The 16,845-nt window shown below is 77.0% G+C and carries 12 protein-coding genes; 8 read left to right on the plus strand and 4 right to left on the minus strand.

Annotated features, from left to right (window positions below):
* From ACRYM2_RS15920 to ACRYM2_RS15955, 8 genes are all read left to right on the plus strand, one after another.
* Positions 1-1,557, plus strand: a 1,557-nt coding sequence (locus ACRYM2_RS15920; protein ID WP_432523416.1) for a sensor histidine kinase, incomplete at its 5' end; no start/stop codon positions are given.
* A 172-nt stretch (positions 1,558-1,729) separates the two neighbouring features.
* On the plus strand, positions 1,730-2,119 hold the full coding sequence (locus ACRYM2_RS15925) for a response regulator (protein WP_432523418.1): 390 nt from the start codon (positions 1,730-1,732) through the stop codon (positions 2,117-2,119).
* A 328-nt stretch (positions 2,120-2,447) separates the two neighbouring features.
* Positions 2,448-4,502, plus strand: a complete 2,055-nt coding sequence (gene flhA, locus ACRYM2_RS15930) for a flagellar biosynthesis protein FlhA (protein WP_432523420.1) — start codon at positions 2,448-2,450, stop codon at positions 4,500-4,502.
* Positions 4,480-7,152 (plus strand): hypothetical protein, encoded by a 2,673-nt coding sequence (locus tag ACRYM2_RS15935; protein ID WP_432523422.1) that lies wholly within the window; start codon positions 4,480-4,482, stop codon positions 7,150-7,152. Before flhA ends, ACRYM2_RS15935 begins: the two co-directional genes overlap by 23 nt.
* Positions 7,153-7,190: 38 nt before the next feature.
* Complete coding sequence (locus ACRYM2_RS15940) at positions 7,191-7,913, plus strand: flagellar brake protein (protein ID WP_432523423.1); 723 nt, start codon at positions 7,191-7,193, stop codon at positions 7,911-7,913.
* Positions 7,910-8,176, plus strand: coding sequence for a hypothetical protein (locus tag ACRYM2_RS15945; RefSeq protein ID WP_432523424.1), 267 nt, complete (start codon positions 7,910-7,912; stop codon positions 8,174-8,176). The genes ACRYM2_RS15940 and ACRYM2_RS15945 overlap by 4 nt, the downstream gene beginning before the upstream one ends.
* Positions 8,177-8,335: 159 nt before the next feature.
* Entirely contained in the window at positions 8,336-8,572 is a 237-nt protein-coding gene (gene csrA / locus ACRYM2_RS15950) for a carbon storage regulator CsrA (protein ID WP_432523425.1), read from the plus strand.
* Between the two features lie 134 nt (positions 8,573-8,706).
* Positions 8,707-10,422 (plus strand): diguanylate cyclase domain-containing protein, encoded by a 1,716-nt coding sequence (locus ACRYM2_RS15955; RefSeq protein WP_432523426.1) that lies wholly within the window; start codon positions 8,707-8,709, stop codon positions 10,420-10,422.
* Between the two features lie 348 nt (positions 10,423-10,770).
* Here the strand turns inward: ACRYM2_RS15955 and ACRYM2_RS15960 are convergent, their stop codons facing one another.
* The 4 genes from ACRYM2_RS15960 to ACRYM2_RS15975 are packed head-to-tail and all read right to left on the minus strand — an operon-like array spanning position 10,771 to position 16,841.
* A complete protein-coding gene (locus ACRYM2_RS15960) occupies positions 10,771-12,012 on the minus strand; it encodes an App1 family protein phosphatidate phosphatase (RefSeq protein WP_432523427.1) in 1,242 nt (413 codons plus the stop codon).
* Positions 12,013-12,022: 10 nt separating this feature from the next.
* Positions 12,023-13,000, minus strand: a complete 978-nt coding sequence (locus ACRYM2_RS15965; protein WP_432523428.1) for an NAD-dependent epimerase/dehydratase family protein — start codon at positions 12,998-13,000, stop codon at positions 12,023-12,025.
* On the minus strand, positions 12,997-15,834 hold the full coding sequence (locus ACRYM2_RS15970) for an alpha/beta fold hydrolase (RefSeq protein WP_432523429.1): 2,838 nt from the start codon (positions 15,832-15,834) through the stop codon (positions 12,997-12,999). Before ACRYM2_RS15970 ends, ACRYM2_RS15965 begins: the two co-directional genes overlap by 4 nt.
* Complete coding sequence (locus ACRYM2_RS15975) at positions 15,831-16,841, minus strand: 3-oxoacyl-ACP synthase III (RefSeq protein ID WP_432523437.1); 1,011 nt, start codon at positions 16,839-16,841, stop codon at positions 15,831-15,833. The genes ACRYM2_RS15970 and ACRYM2_RS15975 overlap by 4 nt, the downstream gene beginning before the upstream one ends.
* Between the last annotated feature and the right edge of the window lie 4 nt (positions 16,842-16,845).

A 16,845-nucleotide genomic window follows, 5' to 3' on the forward strand; every position in this document is an offset into this window, starting at 1 on the left:
GCCGGCCTCGAGGCCGACGACGGCGACCGCGTCGAGTCGCTGTGCGCACGCACCCCGGGCGGGGACGGCGTCGTCGCCGTCCCCGACGCCCGGCTGGACCCCCGCTACGCCGACAGCGCCTGGGTCGACGGCCGGCTCGGCACGGTCGCCGGCTACGCCTCGGCGCCGCTGCTAACCCGCGACGGGCACCACCTGGGCAGCCTGTGCGTCTTCGACTCCCGCCCCCGCTCGCTGAGCCCCGCCCAGCGCGAGCACCTGGCGGACCTGGCCGACCTCGTCACGGGGCTGCTGGAGCGCCACCGCGAGCAGCGCGCGGCCCGCCGGCTGCTGGAGGAGGTCCAGGAGCAGCGCGCCCTGGCCCAGCTCGTCCTCGGCGAGCTGCAGGAGCGCGAGGAGTTCACCACCGCCCTGCTCGACACCCTGGACGTGGGCGTGCTCGCCTGCGACGCCGCCGGCACCCTCACCGTCGCCAACCCCGCGGCCCGGCGCATGCACGCCCTCGACGCCCCGCTGCTGAGCGCCGACGGCGCGGGCCCGCTGGCCCCGCGCGAGGCGCCGCTGCAGCGCGCGCTGCACGAGGGCGCCGTCGAGGCCGCCGACCTCCTCGTCGCCGTGCCCGGCGGCGAGCCCGTGCGCGTGCGGGCCTCCGGGCGCGCCCTCGCCGACGACGACGGCCGGCCGCTGGGCGCCGTCGTCGTGCTGCGCGACACCACCGCCGACCACGCCCGCGTCGTCGCGCTGGAGCGGGCGGGGGAGCAGCTGCGCCGCCAGGGCGGCGAGCTGGCCGCCGCCGTCGCCGAGCTGCGGCGCTCCAACGACGAGCTCGCCGACCTCGCCGCCGTCGCCAGCCACGACCTGGCCACCCCGCTGACCGCCGTCACCGGCTACCTGGAGCTGCTGGAGGAGGTGCACGGCGCCGACCTCGGCGAGCAGGGCCGCGGGTGGCTGGCCACCGCGCTGCGCGCCGCCCACCGCATGCACGGGCTGCTGACCGCCCTGCTGGAGCACGCCCGCGCCGACGAGGCCCCCCGCGACCGCGACCGCGAGCGCGGCGAGGACGGGGCCGCCGCGGCGGGCCCGGCCACCGAGCCCGTCGACGTCGCGGCCCTGCTCGCCGCGGTGGTCGAGGACCTCGGCCCCGCCGCCGCCGATGCCGCCATCACCAGCACGGGCACCGCCGCGCACGCCCGCGCCGACCCCGTCCGGCTGCGCCAGCTGCTGCAGAACCTCGTCGGCAACGCCCTGCGCCACCGCGTCCCCGGCCGCCCCTGCCGGGTGCAGGTGCAGGTGCGCGACCTGCCCGGCGGCGGCTGGCAGCTCGCCGTGGTCGACAACGGCCGCGGCATCCCGGCCGCCGACCGCGAGCGCGTCTTCGCGATGTTCGCCGTGGGCGAGGGGCAGCCCGGCGGCTCGCCCGCCCCGGGCGGGCACGGCATCGGGCTGGCCACCTGCCGGCGCGTCGTCGAGGGCCACGGCGGCCGGATCGTCGCCGAGGACACCCCCGGCGGCGGCGCCACCCTGCGCTGCACCTTCCCGCCCCCGCCCGCCCGCGGCTGAGCACCGGCTGCGGGTGGCACCGGCTGCGGGTCGCTCCGCCGGGGCTCAAGGCGCGCCGCCGCACCGCCGGGGCTCAAGGCGCGCCGCCGCGCCGCCGATGGCACTCCCAGGAGCCTGCCCACCACCCGCCGCCGCCACGAGGGCGGGCGGCCGAACCACCGAGGAGTCGTCCATGGCACGAGTGCTGGTCGTCGAGGACGACCCGGACATCCGCCAGCTCGTCGAGCTGCGGCTGCGCGGTCTCGGCCACCGGGTCGTGGCCGCCGCCTCCGGCCCGGAGGCGTTCGCGGTGATCGCCGAGCGCGGTGCGCCCGAGGTGGTCGTGCTGGACGTGGCGATGCCCGGCATGACGGGCCTGGAGGTGCTGCGGGCGCTGCGCGCCCAGCCCGAGCACGCGCACCTGCCGGCGATCTTCCTGTCGGCGCGGGTGCGCCCGGAGGACATCGCCGCCGGCGAGGAGCTCGGCGCCACCTACCTGACGAAGCCGTTCGTCGTCTCCGCCCTGGCCAAGGCCATCGAGAAGGCGCTGGCCACCACCGCGGAGGCCGTCGGCTCCTGGTGAGCCGCCGGCTCCGGGTCCCCGCCCGGGGCCCCCGCCCGTCCGCCCCGTCCGCCCCGTTCGTGATCTCCCACCAGGTGCACCTGGAGCCAGGCGCCCGCGCCTGGAGGAAGACCACGAACGGGGCGCCGTGCGTCCGGGGCGAGGACGCGGGGAAGGCGTGGGGGAGCGCCGCCGGCGGGCCGCCCGGACGGGTGCGTCCGGACGGGCGGCTCAAGCGCGGGGCCGGACGTGCCGAAGGAGGCACTAGCCAGGACGGCGACACCAGGGCCACGGACGGGCCGCTGGACGAGGGAACCCGAGAGGGTGACCGGGATCAACAGGCGGTGCAGTGCGACTTCGCAACCTCTCGCAGCTGGCGGTGCCCGTGGGCGTCGTCGGCATCATCCTGCTGCTCGTCGTGCCGCTGCCCGCCGCGCTGCTGGACTTCCTCATCGCCATCAACATCACGATGTCGCTCATCGCGCTGCTCGTGACCATGTTCGTCAAGCGGCCGCTGGACTTCTCCGTCTTCCCGTCGCTCATCCTGGTCCTGACGCTCTTCCGGCTGGGCCTGAACGTCGCCTCGACGCGGCTGGTGCTCTCCAACGGCTACGCGGGCAAGGTCATCGAGTCCTTCGGGCACTTCGTGATCTCCGGCTCGCTGGTCATCGGCCTGGTGATCTTCATGATCCTCGTCGTCATCCAGTTCGTGGTCATCACCAAGGGCGCCGAGCGGGTCGCCGAGGTCGGCGCCCGCTTCACCCTCGACGCGATGCCCGGCAAGCAGATGGCCATCGACGCCGACCTCAACGCCGGTCTGATCGACGAGGCCACCGCGCGCCAGCGGCGCGCGGACGTCAGCGCCGAGGCCGACTTCTACGGCGCCATGGACGGTGGCTCGAAGTTCGTCAAGGGCGACGCCGTCGCCGGCATCGTCATCGTGCTCATCAACCTCATCGGCGGCTTCGCCATCGGGATGGTGCAGCACGGTCTCGGCCCGGCGGAGTCGATCAACAAGTACGCGCTGCTGAGCATCGGCGACGGCCTCGTCACCCAGGTGCCCGCGCTGCTGCTGAGCGTGGCCACCGGCCTCATCGTCACCCGCGCCACCACCACGGGCGACATGGGCTCGGAGGCCGTCAAGCAGCTGGGGCAGCAGAAGATGGTCCTGCAGATCGCCGGCGGCGCCGCGATCGTCCTGGCGCTCATCCCCGGCATGCCCAAGCTGCCCTTCCTGCTCGCCGGCGGCCTGGCGGTCTTCGCCTCCACCCGCGTGGCCAAGCGCGACGCCGCGGCCGCCCGCGAGCAGGCGCTCGCCGAGCTGGCCCCGGCGCCGGTCAACCCCGGCGAGGCGGCCGAGAACCTGCTCGAGGAGATGCGGGTGGACCCGCTGGAGGTCGTGCTGGCCCCCGACCTGGTCGACCTGGTCGACACCTCCGGCGGCGGCGACCTGCTGGAGCGGGTGCGGGCGCTGCGCCGCAAGATCGCCCTCGAGCTGGGCCTGGTCGTGCCGCCGGTGCGCACCCGCGACTCCCTGGACCTGCCGATGTCCACCTACGCCGTGCGCATCTCCGGCGTCGAGGTGGCCCGCGGCCAGGCCCCGCCCGGGCAGGTGCTGGCCCTGGGCGAGAACCTCGACGGCCTTCCCGGCCGCGCGACGGTGGAGCCCGTCTTCGGCCTGGCCGGCAAGTGGATCCCCGCCGAGCTGCGCCACCAGGCGCAGCTGACGGGCGCCACGGTCGTCGACCGCGCCAGCGTGCTCATCACCCACCTCGGCGAGCTGGTGCGCAGCCACGCCTCGCGCCTGCTCTCCCGCGAGGACGTGCGCTCGCTGGTGGAGTCGCTCAAGCGCACCCACCCGGCGGTCGTCGACGAGCTCACCCCGGCCGTGCTGACGCTCGGCGAGGTGCAGCGGGTGCTGCAGGCGATGCTCGACGAGGCGGTGCCGATCCGCGACCTGGCCCGCATCTTCGAGGCGCTGTCGCTGAAGGCGAAGGCCGGTTCCGACCTCGACGGCCTCGTCGAGGCCGCCCGCCGCTCGCTGGGGCCGGCCGTGGCCGCGGTGCACGAGCAGGACGGCGTCCTGCACGTCATCACCCTGGACCCGCTGCTGGAGCAGTCGCTGGCCGAGGCGCTGCGCCCCGGTGAGCACGGCGCCAGCCTGGCGCTGGACGCGGCCACCGCCGAGCACCTGGTGACGTCCTCAAGTTCGTGCCTGGAACGTGCCGAACAGCACGGCATCAGCGCGGTGCTCGTGTGCGCACCTCCGTTGCGAGCGCCCCTGCGGCGCCTGCTCAAGGTGGCCGTGGGCCGCCTGCACGTCCTGTCCTACGACGACGTGAGCAACCACCCCCGGATCGAGACGGTTGGATCGGTGAGCGGTGTCCATGCACTTGCTTCTTGAGGGACCTGACCTGCAGGAGCTGCTCGCGCAGGTGCGCGAGGACCACGGCGGCGCGGCCCGCGTCGTGCGCGCCGAGCGGATCCGCTCCGGCGGCGTCGCCGGCTTCTTCACCAAGGAGCGCTACGAGGTGACCGTCGAGGTGGAGGGTGCCACCGCCACCGCGGACGGCTCCGCCGACGCGGCGGGCGAGCGGCCGGAGTCCTCCGGGACGGTCGAGGACGGCGAGGAGCGCGAGGCGCTCGACTTCGAGGCGCTGCTGGCCGCCGCCGACCGCGCCGAGTCCGGTGCCGCCGCCGGCCGGCACGGCGCCCCCCGGCCCGTCGCCGCCCCCGCCACCGCGCCCGCGGTGGAGGAGGCGCCCGCGGACGAGGACTTCGAGGCCGCCCGCCAGGGGCTGCTGGACATGCTCGCGGCCAGCGGCGCCGTCGCCGGCGCCCGCGCCGCCGGGCTGCTGGACGACGCCGACGGCCTGGACGAGGCCCCCGCGGCCACCGTCCCGCCGCAGGAGCTCGTCCGGGGGCTTCAGGAACCGGCCGCGGATGCCGAGGACCAGGTCATGCACCTCACCCACACGGCCGACACCCGCACGGGCGAACCGGCCGCGGCGCTCGAGGCCGAGGAGGCCGCCCACCTGCTGGACGCCCTCGACGCCGTCGACGCGGCGGAGGTCGAGCGGTTCGAGACCGAGCTGCTCGACGAGGCCCGTGCCCAGGTCGAGCGTGCGGACGCCGAGCAGGCCGCCGCTGAGCAGGCCGAGGTGGAGCGTGCGGCCGCCGAGCGTGCGGCCGCCGAGCGTGCGGCCGCCGAGCAGGCCGAGGTGGAGCGCGCCCAGCGCGCGGAGCAGGAGCGCACCGCGCAGCAGCGTGCGGCGCAGTCGCAGGCCCAGCAGGAGAGGGAGCGGATGAGGCAGCAGGAACTGCAGCGCGAGCAGGAGCACCAGCTCGCACGGCGCGAGGAGGCGCGGGCCGACGTCCGCCGCCGCCAGGCCGAGCGGATGGCCGCCGCTGCGGCGCAGCCGACGCGCGAGCGCAGCCTCGGCGAGGTGCTGGCCGCGGCCGACGCCGCCGACGGCAGCAACCGCCTGCAGGCGATGTTCGCCGCCGGCAGCGCGCCGCAGGGCCGCGCCGGCGAGCGCGACGGGCGCAGCGGTGCCGCGCCGCTGCCGGTCGCACGTCGCGAGGCCGCCCACCAGCCGGCGCGGGGCGCGCAGCCGCACCGCCCGATCTCCACCGAGAGCGACACCTTCGCGCGCACCCTGCAGTCGATGCGCTCGTCGGTGAGCGGCGGGGGAGCCGGGCGGACTCCTGCCACTCCAGTAACCGCTGATGTACGCTCGGTGACCAGGCAGCCGATGCGGCCCGAGCGTCCCCGCCCGGGCCGTCCCGCGGCCGGCGACGCTGCGGCTCCCGAGGGTCGCCGCGGTGCACCGGCCACCCGCACCCCGGAGGTTCGCGTGTCTGACCAGTTCGGTGCAGCCAACGGCGTCGCCTCCTCGCGGCGCACGGACCGTCCCGAGGCGCGTCCGGTCCGCCGCCCCGAGCTGCGCCGCCCGGCCCCGGTCGAGGACCAGTTCGGCGACCAGTTCGGCGACCAGTTCGGCGACCAGTTCGGCGACCAGTTCGGCGACCGCTTCGCGGACGAGCGCTTCGGTGCCCGCGAGGCCGAGCAGACCTGGGCCGAGGGTGCCGAGGGCGGCTACGAGAGCGGCTACGAGGGCGAGCGGGCGGCGCAGTTCGAGGCCGGTTTCGAGGCCGGTTTCGAGGGCGGCTTCGCGGTCGAGGAGCCGGTGCGCCCCGAGGTGCGCCCGGTGGAGCGTGTGCAGGAGCGTGTGCAGGAGCGCCCGCTCGAGCGGCGGCAGGCCTACCCGGCCGCTGCCGAGGGCTTCGGGCGCGCACCGCGCGCCGACGAACGCAGTGGCGCCGGCGCGCAGCGCGGCGGCTACGACAACGGCCCGGCCACCGGCCAGGGCAACGGACTTGGCGGGGACGACAACGAGGCGATGACCATGGACATGACTTACCGTGACAACATGACCACCTACAGCGACCGCCCGGCGGCGCGGACGCCGTACCGCGAGCCGCAGGACACCGGCGACGTGCTGCGCCTGGCCCGCGACATCGACGTGCCCGCGCCGCTGCGCGTCGGCTCCGGTGAGCTCGTGGTCGTCGTCGGCGAGGCCGACGCCGTCGTCCCGGCCGCCCTGCTGGTGGCCGACGAGGTCGGCTCCGAGGCACCGCTGGTCCTCGGCCGCGCCGACGTGCAGAACACGGTCACCGCCGACGAGCTGCCCGCCCGCCAGGAGCAGGCGCGCCGCTGGAGCGCCCCGCTGACCGTGGCCATCCCGGCCCGGCCCACCGGTGCCGACGCCGAGCGCGCCGCGCGCATGGCCGCCGAGATCGGTGCCGCCGCCGTCGTCGTCTGCGTCGACGCCACCCGCCGCAGCCACGCGGTCGCCAGCCTGCTGCGCGCCCTCGAGCACGTGGGCCTGCCGGCCCGCCGCCTGGCCGTGCACCGCGCCGCCGAGAGCCCGGACCCGCTGGACGTGCTGTCCCTGGACGTGCCCGTCGGCTTCCTCGACGGCCGCCCGGCGACCTCCGGCGCCTGGGCCGGCCTGCTGCTGGACGCCGCCTCCGAGCACGGCCTGCGCTGACGCGCGGCCGGACCGACGCTGCGACCGGAGGCCGAGCCGTGGCCAGACGAGCTTCCGCGGCGGCGCTGACGCGCGCCGCATCCGCCGCGTGGCCGGGGATCAACGACCGGGTGTGGGTGGAGATCCAGCTGCCCGAGTCCGTCGGCGGTGACGAGGTGCGGGTGCCCACCCGCATCGAGGACGCCGGCGAGGGCGGGCTGGTCGTCGCCGCCCCCAGCTTCCGGGGCGACCTGCACGTGGTCGCCCCGGGCCTGCCCGTGCGGCTGACCTGGGCCGGCCCGCGCGGCCAGGCCCGCCAGGACTTCCTGCTGGCCGAGGTCGTGCGCCGGCGGGTGCCGGCGTGGGAGCTGGCCCCGTGCAGCGAGGTCGTCGTCGAGCAGCGGCGCCGCTACGCGCGGGTGCCCGCCCGCGGGGCGGCGCACCTGCACCCGGTCCCCGGCGACCCGCTGCAGCACGAGGACGCGGCCGAAGGGGCCGAGCCCTCCGTCGGCGGGCTGCTCGTCGACCTCAGCGAGGGCGGCATGGCCGTCAGCGTGCCCGTGGGCACCTGGCTGCAGCTGGGGCGGCTGGCCCGCGCCAGCTTCGAGCTCGACGGCGCTCCCGTCGACCAGGCGGGGCAGGTGGTGCGCTCGCTGCCCTCGCTGGACCCCGAGCGGGTGGAGGTGGTGGTGGCCTTCGGCGAGCCCGTCGTGGCCGCCGACCGCCTGCGCCGCTACGTGATGCAGACCCAGATCAAGCAACGCGCCCGAGGAGACCGATGACCCCGATCGTGCTGGCCGCCGGCCTGCTGATGGCCGCTCCGTCCCTCTGGGCGGCCTTCACCGGTCGCGGCAGCGTCGACACCGCGCTGCTGCACCTGGTGCTGGGGCTGCTCGTCAGCGCCGTCGCGGGCAGCGTCCTGCGCACGCTGGTGCGCGGGTACCAGGCGCAGGCGGCCCTGGCCGAGGAGGAGGGCGCCGAGCCGGGCGAGCCCGCCGGCGACCTCCCGGGGCGCCGCCCCGGGCGGCGCCGCACCGACGCCTGAGCCCCGCCGCCCCGCACCCGTCGCACAGCACCGGCCGACGCCCGTCCCCGCCCGCGGGGGCGGGCGTCGGGGCGTGGTGGCACCTGTGCTCCGCCACACGCGTCATTCTTGTAACTCGAACGACATGGCTGACCACGATTCGTCACCTATGCTGTCCCCATGCTGGTCCTGACGCGCAAGGCCGGGGAATCCGTCGTCATCGGCGACGAGGTCGTGGTGCGCGTCCTCGAAGTCCGCGGTGACGTGGTCCGGGTGGGCATCGACGCCCCCCGCGACGTGCAGGTGCACCGCCAGGAGGTCTACGAGGCGGTGCGCGAGGCGAACATCGCCGCCGCCGCCGCCTCGGAGGAGGCCGTCAGCGCGCTGCAGGGCTTCGTGCGCCGCGCCGGCTCCTGACGCGCTCGACCTGGTCCGCCCGGTCCCGATCCGCACCGGCCCGGCCGCAGCGGCTCAAGACCGACCCGCGCCCGGCCGACACCTCCACCGACCGTCCGGGCGGGACCCGGGCAGCGACACGGGGAGGTGGGCGGGTGGGCACCGGACCGCTCGCGCGCACGCACCCCGCGCAGCTGGTGGACGCGCTGGACGTCTCGGGCGCCTGCCTGCTGCTGCTCGACGCCGAGGGCGTCGTCGCGCACGCCACCTCCGGCCTGGCTCGCCTGGTCGGCCTGGACCCCGCCGACCTGCTCGGCGCCCGCCGGCTGCCGTGGTGGCTGGGACCGGCCGTGGGCGGGCCCGTGCCGCCGGCGGCCGCGACGCTGACCGGACCCGGACCCACCGGTGCCGACGTGCTGCGCGCCGTGCGCACCGCACCCGTCGTCGAGCTCGACGTCGACGTCGCCCGCTCCGACGGGCAGCTGTTCGTCGCCGCCACCCGCGCGTGCGCCACCGCCGACGGGGGAGCGGTGCTGCTGCTGCACGACGTCACCGCCGACCGCTCCGCCCGCCAGCAGCTGCGCACGGTGCTCGGGCGCCAGGAGGCGGTCATCTCCGCCAGCCCGGACACCATCTACCGCGTGCACCTGCCGCAGGAGCTGGTGGAGTGGACCAACGACGGGACCGCCTCCCTGCTGGGCCTGCCCTCCGACGGCCACCGGTCCACGCCCCCCGGGGTGCACCCCGACGACCGCGCCGGCGTGCAGCGGGCGCTGGAGTCCCTGCGCACCTCCGCGCCCGGCGAGGTCGTCGAGTGCACCTACCGGCTGCTCGAGGGTCCCGGCGAGGGGCGGTGGATCCACACCCGCTCCGTGGTCAGCGACCGCTCCGCGGACGGGCGGGCCGTGCGCGCCGTCGGCATCGCCCAGGACCTCACCGAGACCATCACGACGATGGACGCCCTCGCCGGCTCCGAGCGGCGCTTCCACGAGATCTTCGCCCGCGGTCCGGTCGGCATGCTGCTCTTCGGGCTGGAGGGGTTCATCAGCGAGGTCAACGACGCGCTGTGCACCCTGCTGCAGCGCGACGCCGCCGAGCTCGTCGGCGCCAGCGCCGCGGACGTCGTCGACCCCGTCGTCGGCGACCGCGGCAGCACCCGCGACCGCCAGGTCCGCCAGGAGGCCGCGGACCAGGTCGAGCAGCTGCTGTCCGGTGCCGTCGAGGTCGTGCACCGCGAACGGCGCTACGAGCGGCCCGACGGCAGCGCGGTGTGGGCGCAGGTCTCGCTGTCCCTGACGTCCACCAGCACCGGCGAGCCGGCCTTCCTCGCCTTCGTCGAGGACGTCACCGCCCGCAAGCGCGAGGCCGAGCAGCTCGAGCACGCCGCCCTGCACGACGCCCTGACGGGCCTGCCCAACCGGGTCAAGGCCGAGGAGCGGCTGCGCACCGCGCACGCGCGCACCGTGCGCCTGGGCGGTGGCCACGCCGTCCTGTTCGTCGACCTGGACCACTTCAAGGACGTCAACGACACCCTCGGGCACGCCGCCGGCGACGCGCTGCTGCGCGAGGTCGCCGACCGCCTGCACGGGCTGCTGCGCGCCGGCGACACCGCCGCGCGCGTCGGCGGCGACGAGTTCGTCCTCGTCTGCGAGGACGTCGCCGACGCCCAGGCGCTGTCGGCCATCGCCGACCGCGTCTGCGAGCGCATCACCATCCCCGTCGACCTGGGCGTGCGCACCGTCGTCGTCAGCGCCAGCGTCGGCGCCGCCCGCACCGACGGCGAGCTGGAGCCCGCCGAGCTGCTGCGCTGCGCCGACACCGCGATGTACCGCGCCAAGGCCGCCGGCCGCGCCTGCTGGCGCGCCTCCTGACGCCTGCCGCCCCGGCGGCCGCGACCGCTCCGTGACCAACCTCACCGGCGCGCAGACCCGTTCGGCGGCGTGCGGGGATTGCCTGCGCGCCGGATGTCGTTACAGTGATCGAGACCCGCCACCCACCCGGTGCGACGACAACGATGTCTGCGGTCGAGCACAGGCACCGTCCGTGAAACTGGAGGTTGAGTGATGGACGACAAGAGCACCCCCGAGAGCAGCGACGTCATCATCGACGTGCGCAGCATCGACCTGACCACGGTCGCCAACCCGCGGCGCGTCCGGCTCTGACGCCGCGCCCCGACCCCACGAGGCCGGTCCCGCTCACGCGGGGCCGGCCTCGTGCCGTCAGGGGGCGCGCAGCACCCCCGCGCGGTACCAGTGGTGCAGCAGCTCGTAGCCGTTGTCGCCGGTCACCCACGGCACGGGGGAGTCGGCCGGGGCGGCGTCCGAGGACAGCGGGTGACCACCGGCGAGCAGCTGCTCGGCCGGGGTCAGCCGCCGGATCGCCACGCCCCGCACCCGCTCCGGGGCGGCCGCCAGGAACTCCGCGTACAGCGTCGGGTCGTGCTGGCCGTCGTCACCGACGAGCAGCCACGTCACCTGCGGCAGCTCCCGCGCCAGCCGCGCCAGCGAGGTCCGCTTGTGGGCGCTGCCGTCGCGGAAGAGGCCGGTGTTCGTCGGGCCCCAGTCGGTCAGCAGCAGCGGCCCGGCCGGGTAGCCGGTGCGCCGCAGGAAGCGCTGCAGGGTCGGCGCCACGTTCCAGGCACCGGTGGACAGGTACAGCACCGGCGCGCCCGGGTTCTCCGCGACGACCTGCCGGTACAGCTCCGCCATCCCGTTGACGGGCACGCGGGCGCGCTCGTCGAGCACGAAGCTGTTCCACGCCGCCACCAGCGGGCGCGGCAGGCGCGTCACCACGACGGTGTCGTCGATGTCGGAGAGCAGCCCGGTGACCGGCTGCTCGCCGACCACGAACACCCGCGAGCTGCCGCTGTGGCCCACGACGATCCCCGGCACCTGGTCCGCGCCGCCCTCGGTGTCGTCCCCGGCGGCGTCGACGGCCGCCACGGCGGCCGCGACGCGCTCGGAGTCCGTCGACTGCGGGCCCACGGTGAGGACCACCTCGTGCTCGCCGGGCGGCAGGTCCACCTGCACGACCTCGTCGAGGTAGCCCTCGCGGTTGGTGCGCAGCACCGTGCGCACGCCCTGCTCACCGCCGATGCGCACGTGCACCTCGGCGTCGGCGACGGGCACGGTGAGGAAGTGGCGCCAGCCGCGCACGCTGCGCAGCTCCTCGCGCTCCAGGTCCGCGGGCGTGTCCGCCGGCCCCAGCAGCACCCGCCCCAGCACGCGGACCCAGCCGGGCCCGCCGTAGCCGGGGTAGGCCACGGCCCGCGCGTGGTAGCCGCGCCGGCGCAGCCGTCGCCCCACCAGCCCCTTGACGGCGTCCTCGACGCGGGCCGCGCGGTGCAGGCCGTGCTCCCCGGGCCGCGGCGCCAGGTCCAGGTTGCGCAGCTCCTGCAGGTCCTCGCGCGCGTCCTCGCGCAGCCGCGCGCTGCGGCTGCCCCGCCCCGGTCCGGTGATCACCCGACCGACCCTAACGGGCGGCGAACCCTCCGGCGAGGCGGTCGAAGCCCTCGTCCAGCGGCACCCTGGGCTCCCAGTGCAGCAGCTCGCGGGTGCGGGAGACGTCGAACCAGTGCGCCGTCGACAGCTGCTCGGCCAGGAAGCGCGTCATGGGCGGCTCGTCGGGCAGCGCGAGCCGCGTCCACACCCGCTCCACGACGCTGCCGGCCACCTTGGCCACCCCCGAGGGCACCCGCCGGGTCGGCGCGGGCACGCCCGCGGCCCGGCAGATGCGGGCGAAGACCTCGGCGACGGTGCGCGGTTCGCCGTTGGTCACCACGAACGCCTGCCCGTGCACGCCCTCGTCGGTGCAGCGCTCCAGCGCGGCCACGAGCGCGTCCACCGCGTTGTCCACGTAGGTGGTGTCGATGAGCGCGGCGCCGTCGTCCAGCAGCGGCAGCCGGCCCGCGCGCGCCCGGTCGGCGATGCGCTGCACCAGCTGCGTGTCCCCGGGGCCCAGCACGATGTGCGGGCGCACCGCGCAGACCGCGAAGCCGGGGGAGTCCTCGGCCAGCGCCAGCAGCTCCGCCTGCGCCTTGGTCACCGCGTAGGAGCCGTGCGCGGCCGCCGGGTCCGCCGGGGTGGTGCCCACCCCGACCAGCGCCGAGCCCGCGTGCGCCACCGACGGGGAGCTGACCATCACGAAGCGGGAGACGCCGGCCCGGCGCGCCGCGGCGAGCAGCGTGCGGGTGCCCTCGACGTTGGTGGCCACGTACTCCGGGTGCGGGCCGGTCACCGACACCTTCGCCGCCAGGTGCACGACGGCGTCGACGCCCTCGACGGCCCGGCGCACCGCCGCCTCCTCGGTGATCGAGCCGAGCACCTCCTCCGGGCCCTCCAGGCCCGCGGGGCGGCGCTGCAGCACCCGCACGTCGTGGCCGCGGCGGTGCACCGCCAGCGCCGTCTCGCGGCCGAGCATCCCGCTCGCACCGGTCACCAGGACCTTCACGCCAGCCTCCCCGCCCGCTCGCCCGCCAGGGTCCGCTCCGCCCACGCGCCCACCCGCGCCCGGTCGATCTTGGAGTTGTGCCGCACGTCCGTGGGCAGCGCCGGCACCAGCAGCACCGCCGCCAGGTTGCGCCCGGTCGCCGCCCGCACCGCCTCGGCGAGCTCGGGGTCGGCGACCGTGGTGCGGGCCACCGGGGTGCTCGCCTCGGCGACGACCACGAGCTGGCGCGCCGCGCGCGGGCCGACGCCCACGAGCGCGGCGCGGGCGATGCCCGCCACGCCCTCCGCGCGCTGCTCGATCCCCACCGGGGTGACGACCTCGTCGGCGGTGACGACCACGTGCGCCAGGCGCCCCTCGATCCACACCCGCCCCGCCTCGTCCAGGTGGCCGACGTCGCCGGTGCGGTGCCAGCGGCCCGCGCCGACCGCGGCGCGCAGCGCCGGCGAGGGGCGCACGTCGACGCTGGCGGCCTGGGTCAGCCACAGCTGGTCGTAGTGGTCCTTGACGTGCCGGCCGCCGACGACGACCTCGCCGCTGACGCCGGGGACGTCCACCAGCTCCAGCCCGGCGCGCCCGTCGGCGTCCAGCGGCGCGACCGCCACCACGACGCCCTCCACGGGCCGCCCGACGCAGATGCCCTCGCCGTCGCCCGCCTCCAGCACGTCCGACAGGCCGACGTCGGTGGCCGGCAGGACCTCGGTGGCCCCGTAGGGGGTGCGCGGGTCGGCCAGCGGCATCAGCTCGCGCACCCGCTGCAGCAGCGGCGTCGGCACCGGCGCGCCGGCGCTCAGCAGCACCCGCACCCCGGCCAGCGCCCGCCGCTGCGCGTCGCTCAGCGCGTCCGCGGTGGCCAGCACGTTGACGACGGCCGCGGGCGCCAGGAAGACCGAGGTGGCCCGGCCGGCGGCGACCGCGTCGGCCAGCGCCCCGGCGGTCAGCGTCGCCGGGCGCGTCACGTCCATCGCCGGCACCACGCAGGTGGCGCCCAGCGCGGGGCCGAACAGCGCGAACGGCGCGAACGCCGACACCAGCGGCTGCCCGGGCCCGATCCGGATGGTGCGCCCCATCGCCTGCGCCAGCTGCGCGAGCTGGGCGTGGGTGTAGACCACGCCCTTGGCCGGGCCCGTGGAGCCCGAGGTGAACAGCACCGCCGCCTGCGCCGAGGGCTGCGGCACGGGCGGCAGCGCCGCCCCGGCGGCCAGCCGCTGCGCGCCGGTGCGGGCGACGTCGACGAGGTGGGCGGTGACCCCCAGCGCGCGCAGCGCGACCCCGGAGACGTCCCCGGCGGCGATCCGGCGCCCCGGCCAGCGCAGCGCCCGGGCCGCGGCCAGCGCCTTCGGCACCCCGACGACCCAGTCGACCCCGGCGCCGGTGACGGCGCGGGTCAGCCCGCGCACGCCCAGGCCGGCGTCGGCCACGACGGCGACGGCCCCCACGCGCAGCACCGCGTACAGCGCGGCCGTCAGGTCCGCCCCGGGCGGCACGAGCAGCGAGACCCGCTGCCCCGGCCGCACCCCGAGGGCCAGCAGGCCGGCGGCCAGCTCGTCGGTGCGCCGCTGCAGCAGCCCCCAGCCCACGGTGCGCGAGCCGCCGTCGGCGGCGACCTCCACGACCGCGGGGGCGTCCGCGCCCGCCGGGTCGGCGGCCTGGGCGGCGAGGGCGTCGAAGACGCCGGGCCCGGCAACGGCCGGCTCCGGCACCGCCGGTGCGTCGGCCGGCACCGCCGGCCCGTCCGCCGCGGCCCGCAGCACGCGCTCGTCCAGCCAGCGCAGCACGGCGGGTGCGAAGAGCGAGTCCTCCGGCGACAGGTGGCTGGCGGTGGCCAGGCGGTGCACGTCCGCGTGCGGCACGCGGCGGCGCCAGTCGCGCAGGAACTCCTCGCCGAAGACGGGGTCGCGCGGGCCCCACAGCACCAGCGTCGGCAGCTGCGCGGCGGCCAGCGCGGCGACCCCGTCGGTGACGGCGTCCAGCGCGGGGCGGCTGGGGTGGGCGGGACCGATCGGCACGTCGGCGACGAAGGCCTCGATGCCGGCCCGCTCGGCGCGGGTGCGGTAGGGCGCGCGGTAGGCCGCGCGCACGGCGGGCTCCAGCGCCGGCCGCGGCAGCGCCAGCGTCGTGCGCAGGAACAGCTCGCTGCGGCTGGTGACCGCGGGCAGCACGCCCGGCAGCGTCGCCAGCTTCAGCGCGCCGGGCGCGGGCGCGGACGCGGGGTAGGAGGCGGCGGTGTTGGCCACGACCAGGCCGGCCAGGTGCACCCGCGAGCCGCTGTGGCGGCCGCGCGCGGAGCGGGCCAGCTCCCCGGCGGCCCAGCCGGAGGCGACGATGCCGCCCCAGTCCTGCCCGACGGCCACCACGCGCCCGGACAGCCCGAGCACCTCGACCAGGTTCGCGAGGTCCTCGACGCGCTCGGCCAGCCGGCGGCTGCGGCCGGTGCGCTCGGACCAGCCCATCTCCAGCTGGTCCACGGCCACGACCCGCCAGCGCGGCTCGTGGCGCGAGGCCTGCGCGGCCAGGTGGCGCCACAGGTAGGACCACGTCGGGTTGCCGTGCACGCACAGCAGCGTCCCGGCGAGCTCCGCCGCGCCGTCCGCCGCGCCGTCCGGTGCGGTGTCCAGCACGTGCCAGCGCCGCTCGACCCCGGCGGCGTCCGGGGCGCTCACCAGCCGCGACCAGCGCGGGTCCAGCCCCGGCAGGTCGCGCGGCGGCAGCACCGCGGGCAGCGTCGGCGAGGCCGGCGGGCGCGGACCCGGGCGGGAGCCGGCGCGCGCTCCCGCGGGGGAGCCGGCGTGGGCCCCCGCGCCCGGAGGGCCCGCGGGGGTGGGCTCCGTCGTCACCAGGCCAGCTCGATCATCGCCGTGTTCAGGCCCGAGCCGACGCCCATGGCCACCACCCGGTCACCGGGCGACAGCTCCGGCGCCGTCGCCGCCAGCGTCATCGGCAGCGAGATCGGGCCCACGTTGCCCCAGCGGGGGAAGGTCATGGGGACCTTGGTGGCGTCGACGCCGATGCGCTCCACCAGCGTCTCGGTGTGCACCCGGGAGATCTGGTGGATGACGAAGCGGTCGGCGTCGCGCCAGCCCCAGCGGCGGTCGCCGCCGGTGAAGGCGTCCGCGACGATCTCGATGCCCTCGGTGAGCATGAGCTTGGCGTCGGTGCGCATGTGGTTCATGTCGCCGATGCACAGCTCGTGGTGCGCGGTGCCCGCGCGCGTCACCCCGCCGAGGATGCGGTGCGCCTCGGGGTGCTCGTCCGCGCGGCCGATGACCGCCGCGGCCGCCCCGCACCCGAGCGTCATCGTCGCGAACTCGTTGAGGAAGTCCTTGCGGGTGATGCCCTCGCGCTGCAGGCGGGCGATCGTGCCCTCGTGCATCGAGCGCACGTCCTCGGCGCCCAGCACGACCGCGTAGCGGATGACGCCTGCGTCGATCATCGCGGAGGCCACCTGCACGCCGTTGACCCACGCCAGGCACGCGTTGGTGATGTCGAAGTTCATGGCCGACGGCGGCAGGTCCATGCCGTGGTGCACCGACGTCGCGATCGCCGGCTCCAGGTGCGGGCGCGTGACCGTCGTGCTGATCACCAGACCCACGTCGGCGGCGTCCACCCCCGCCTCCGACAGGGCCTTGACCCCGCACTCGGCGGCCACGTCGGCGGCGTTCTGCCCCGGCGCCCACCAGCGGCGCTCGCTCACCCCCGCGACCTTCTCCAGCAGCCCGGGGCGCAGCCGCAGCCGCTGCAGCGTGTCGGAGAGCACGTCGTCGAAGTGCGAGGACGGCACCACCACGGGCGCCTCGACGTGCGAGATCGACAGCAGCGCGGCGTTGGCGGGCTCGAACGTCATGTTG

The sequence above is a fragment of the Kineococcus aridisoli genome (assembly GCF_050871885.1).
Classification (GTDB): Bacteria; Actinomycetota; Actinomycetes; order Actinomycetales; family Kineococcaceae; genus Kineococcus.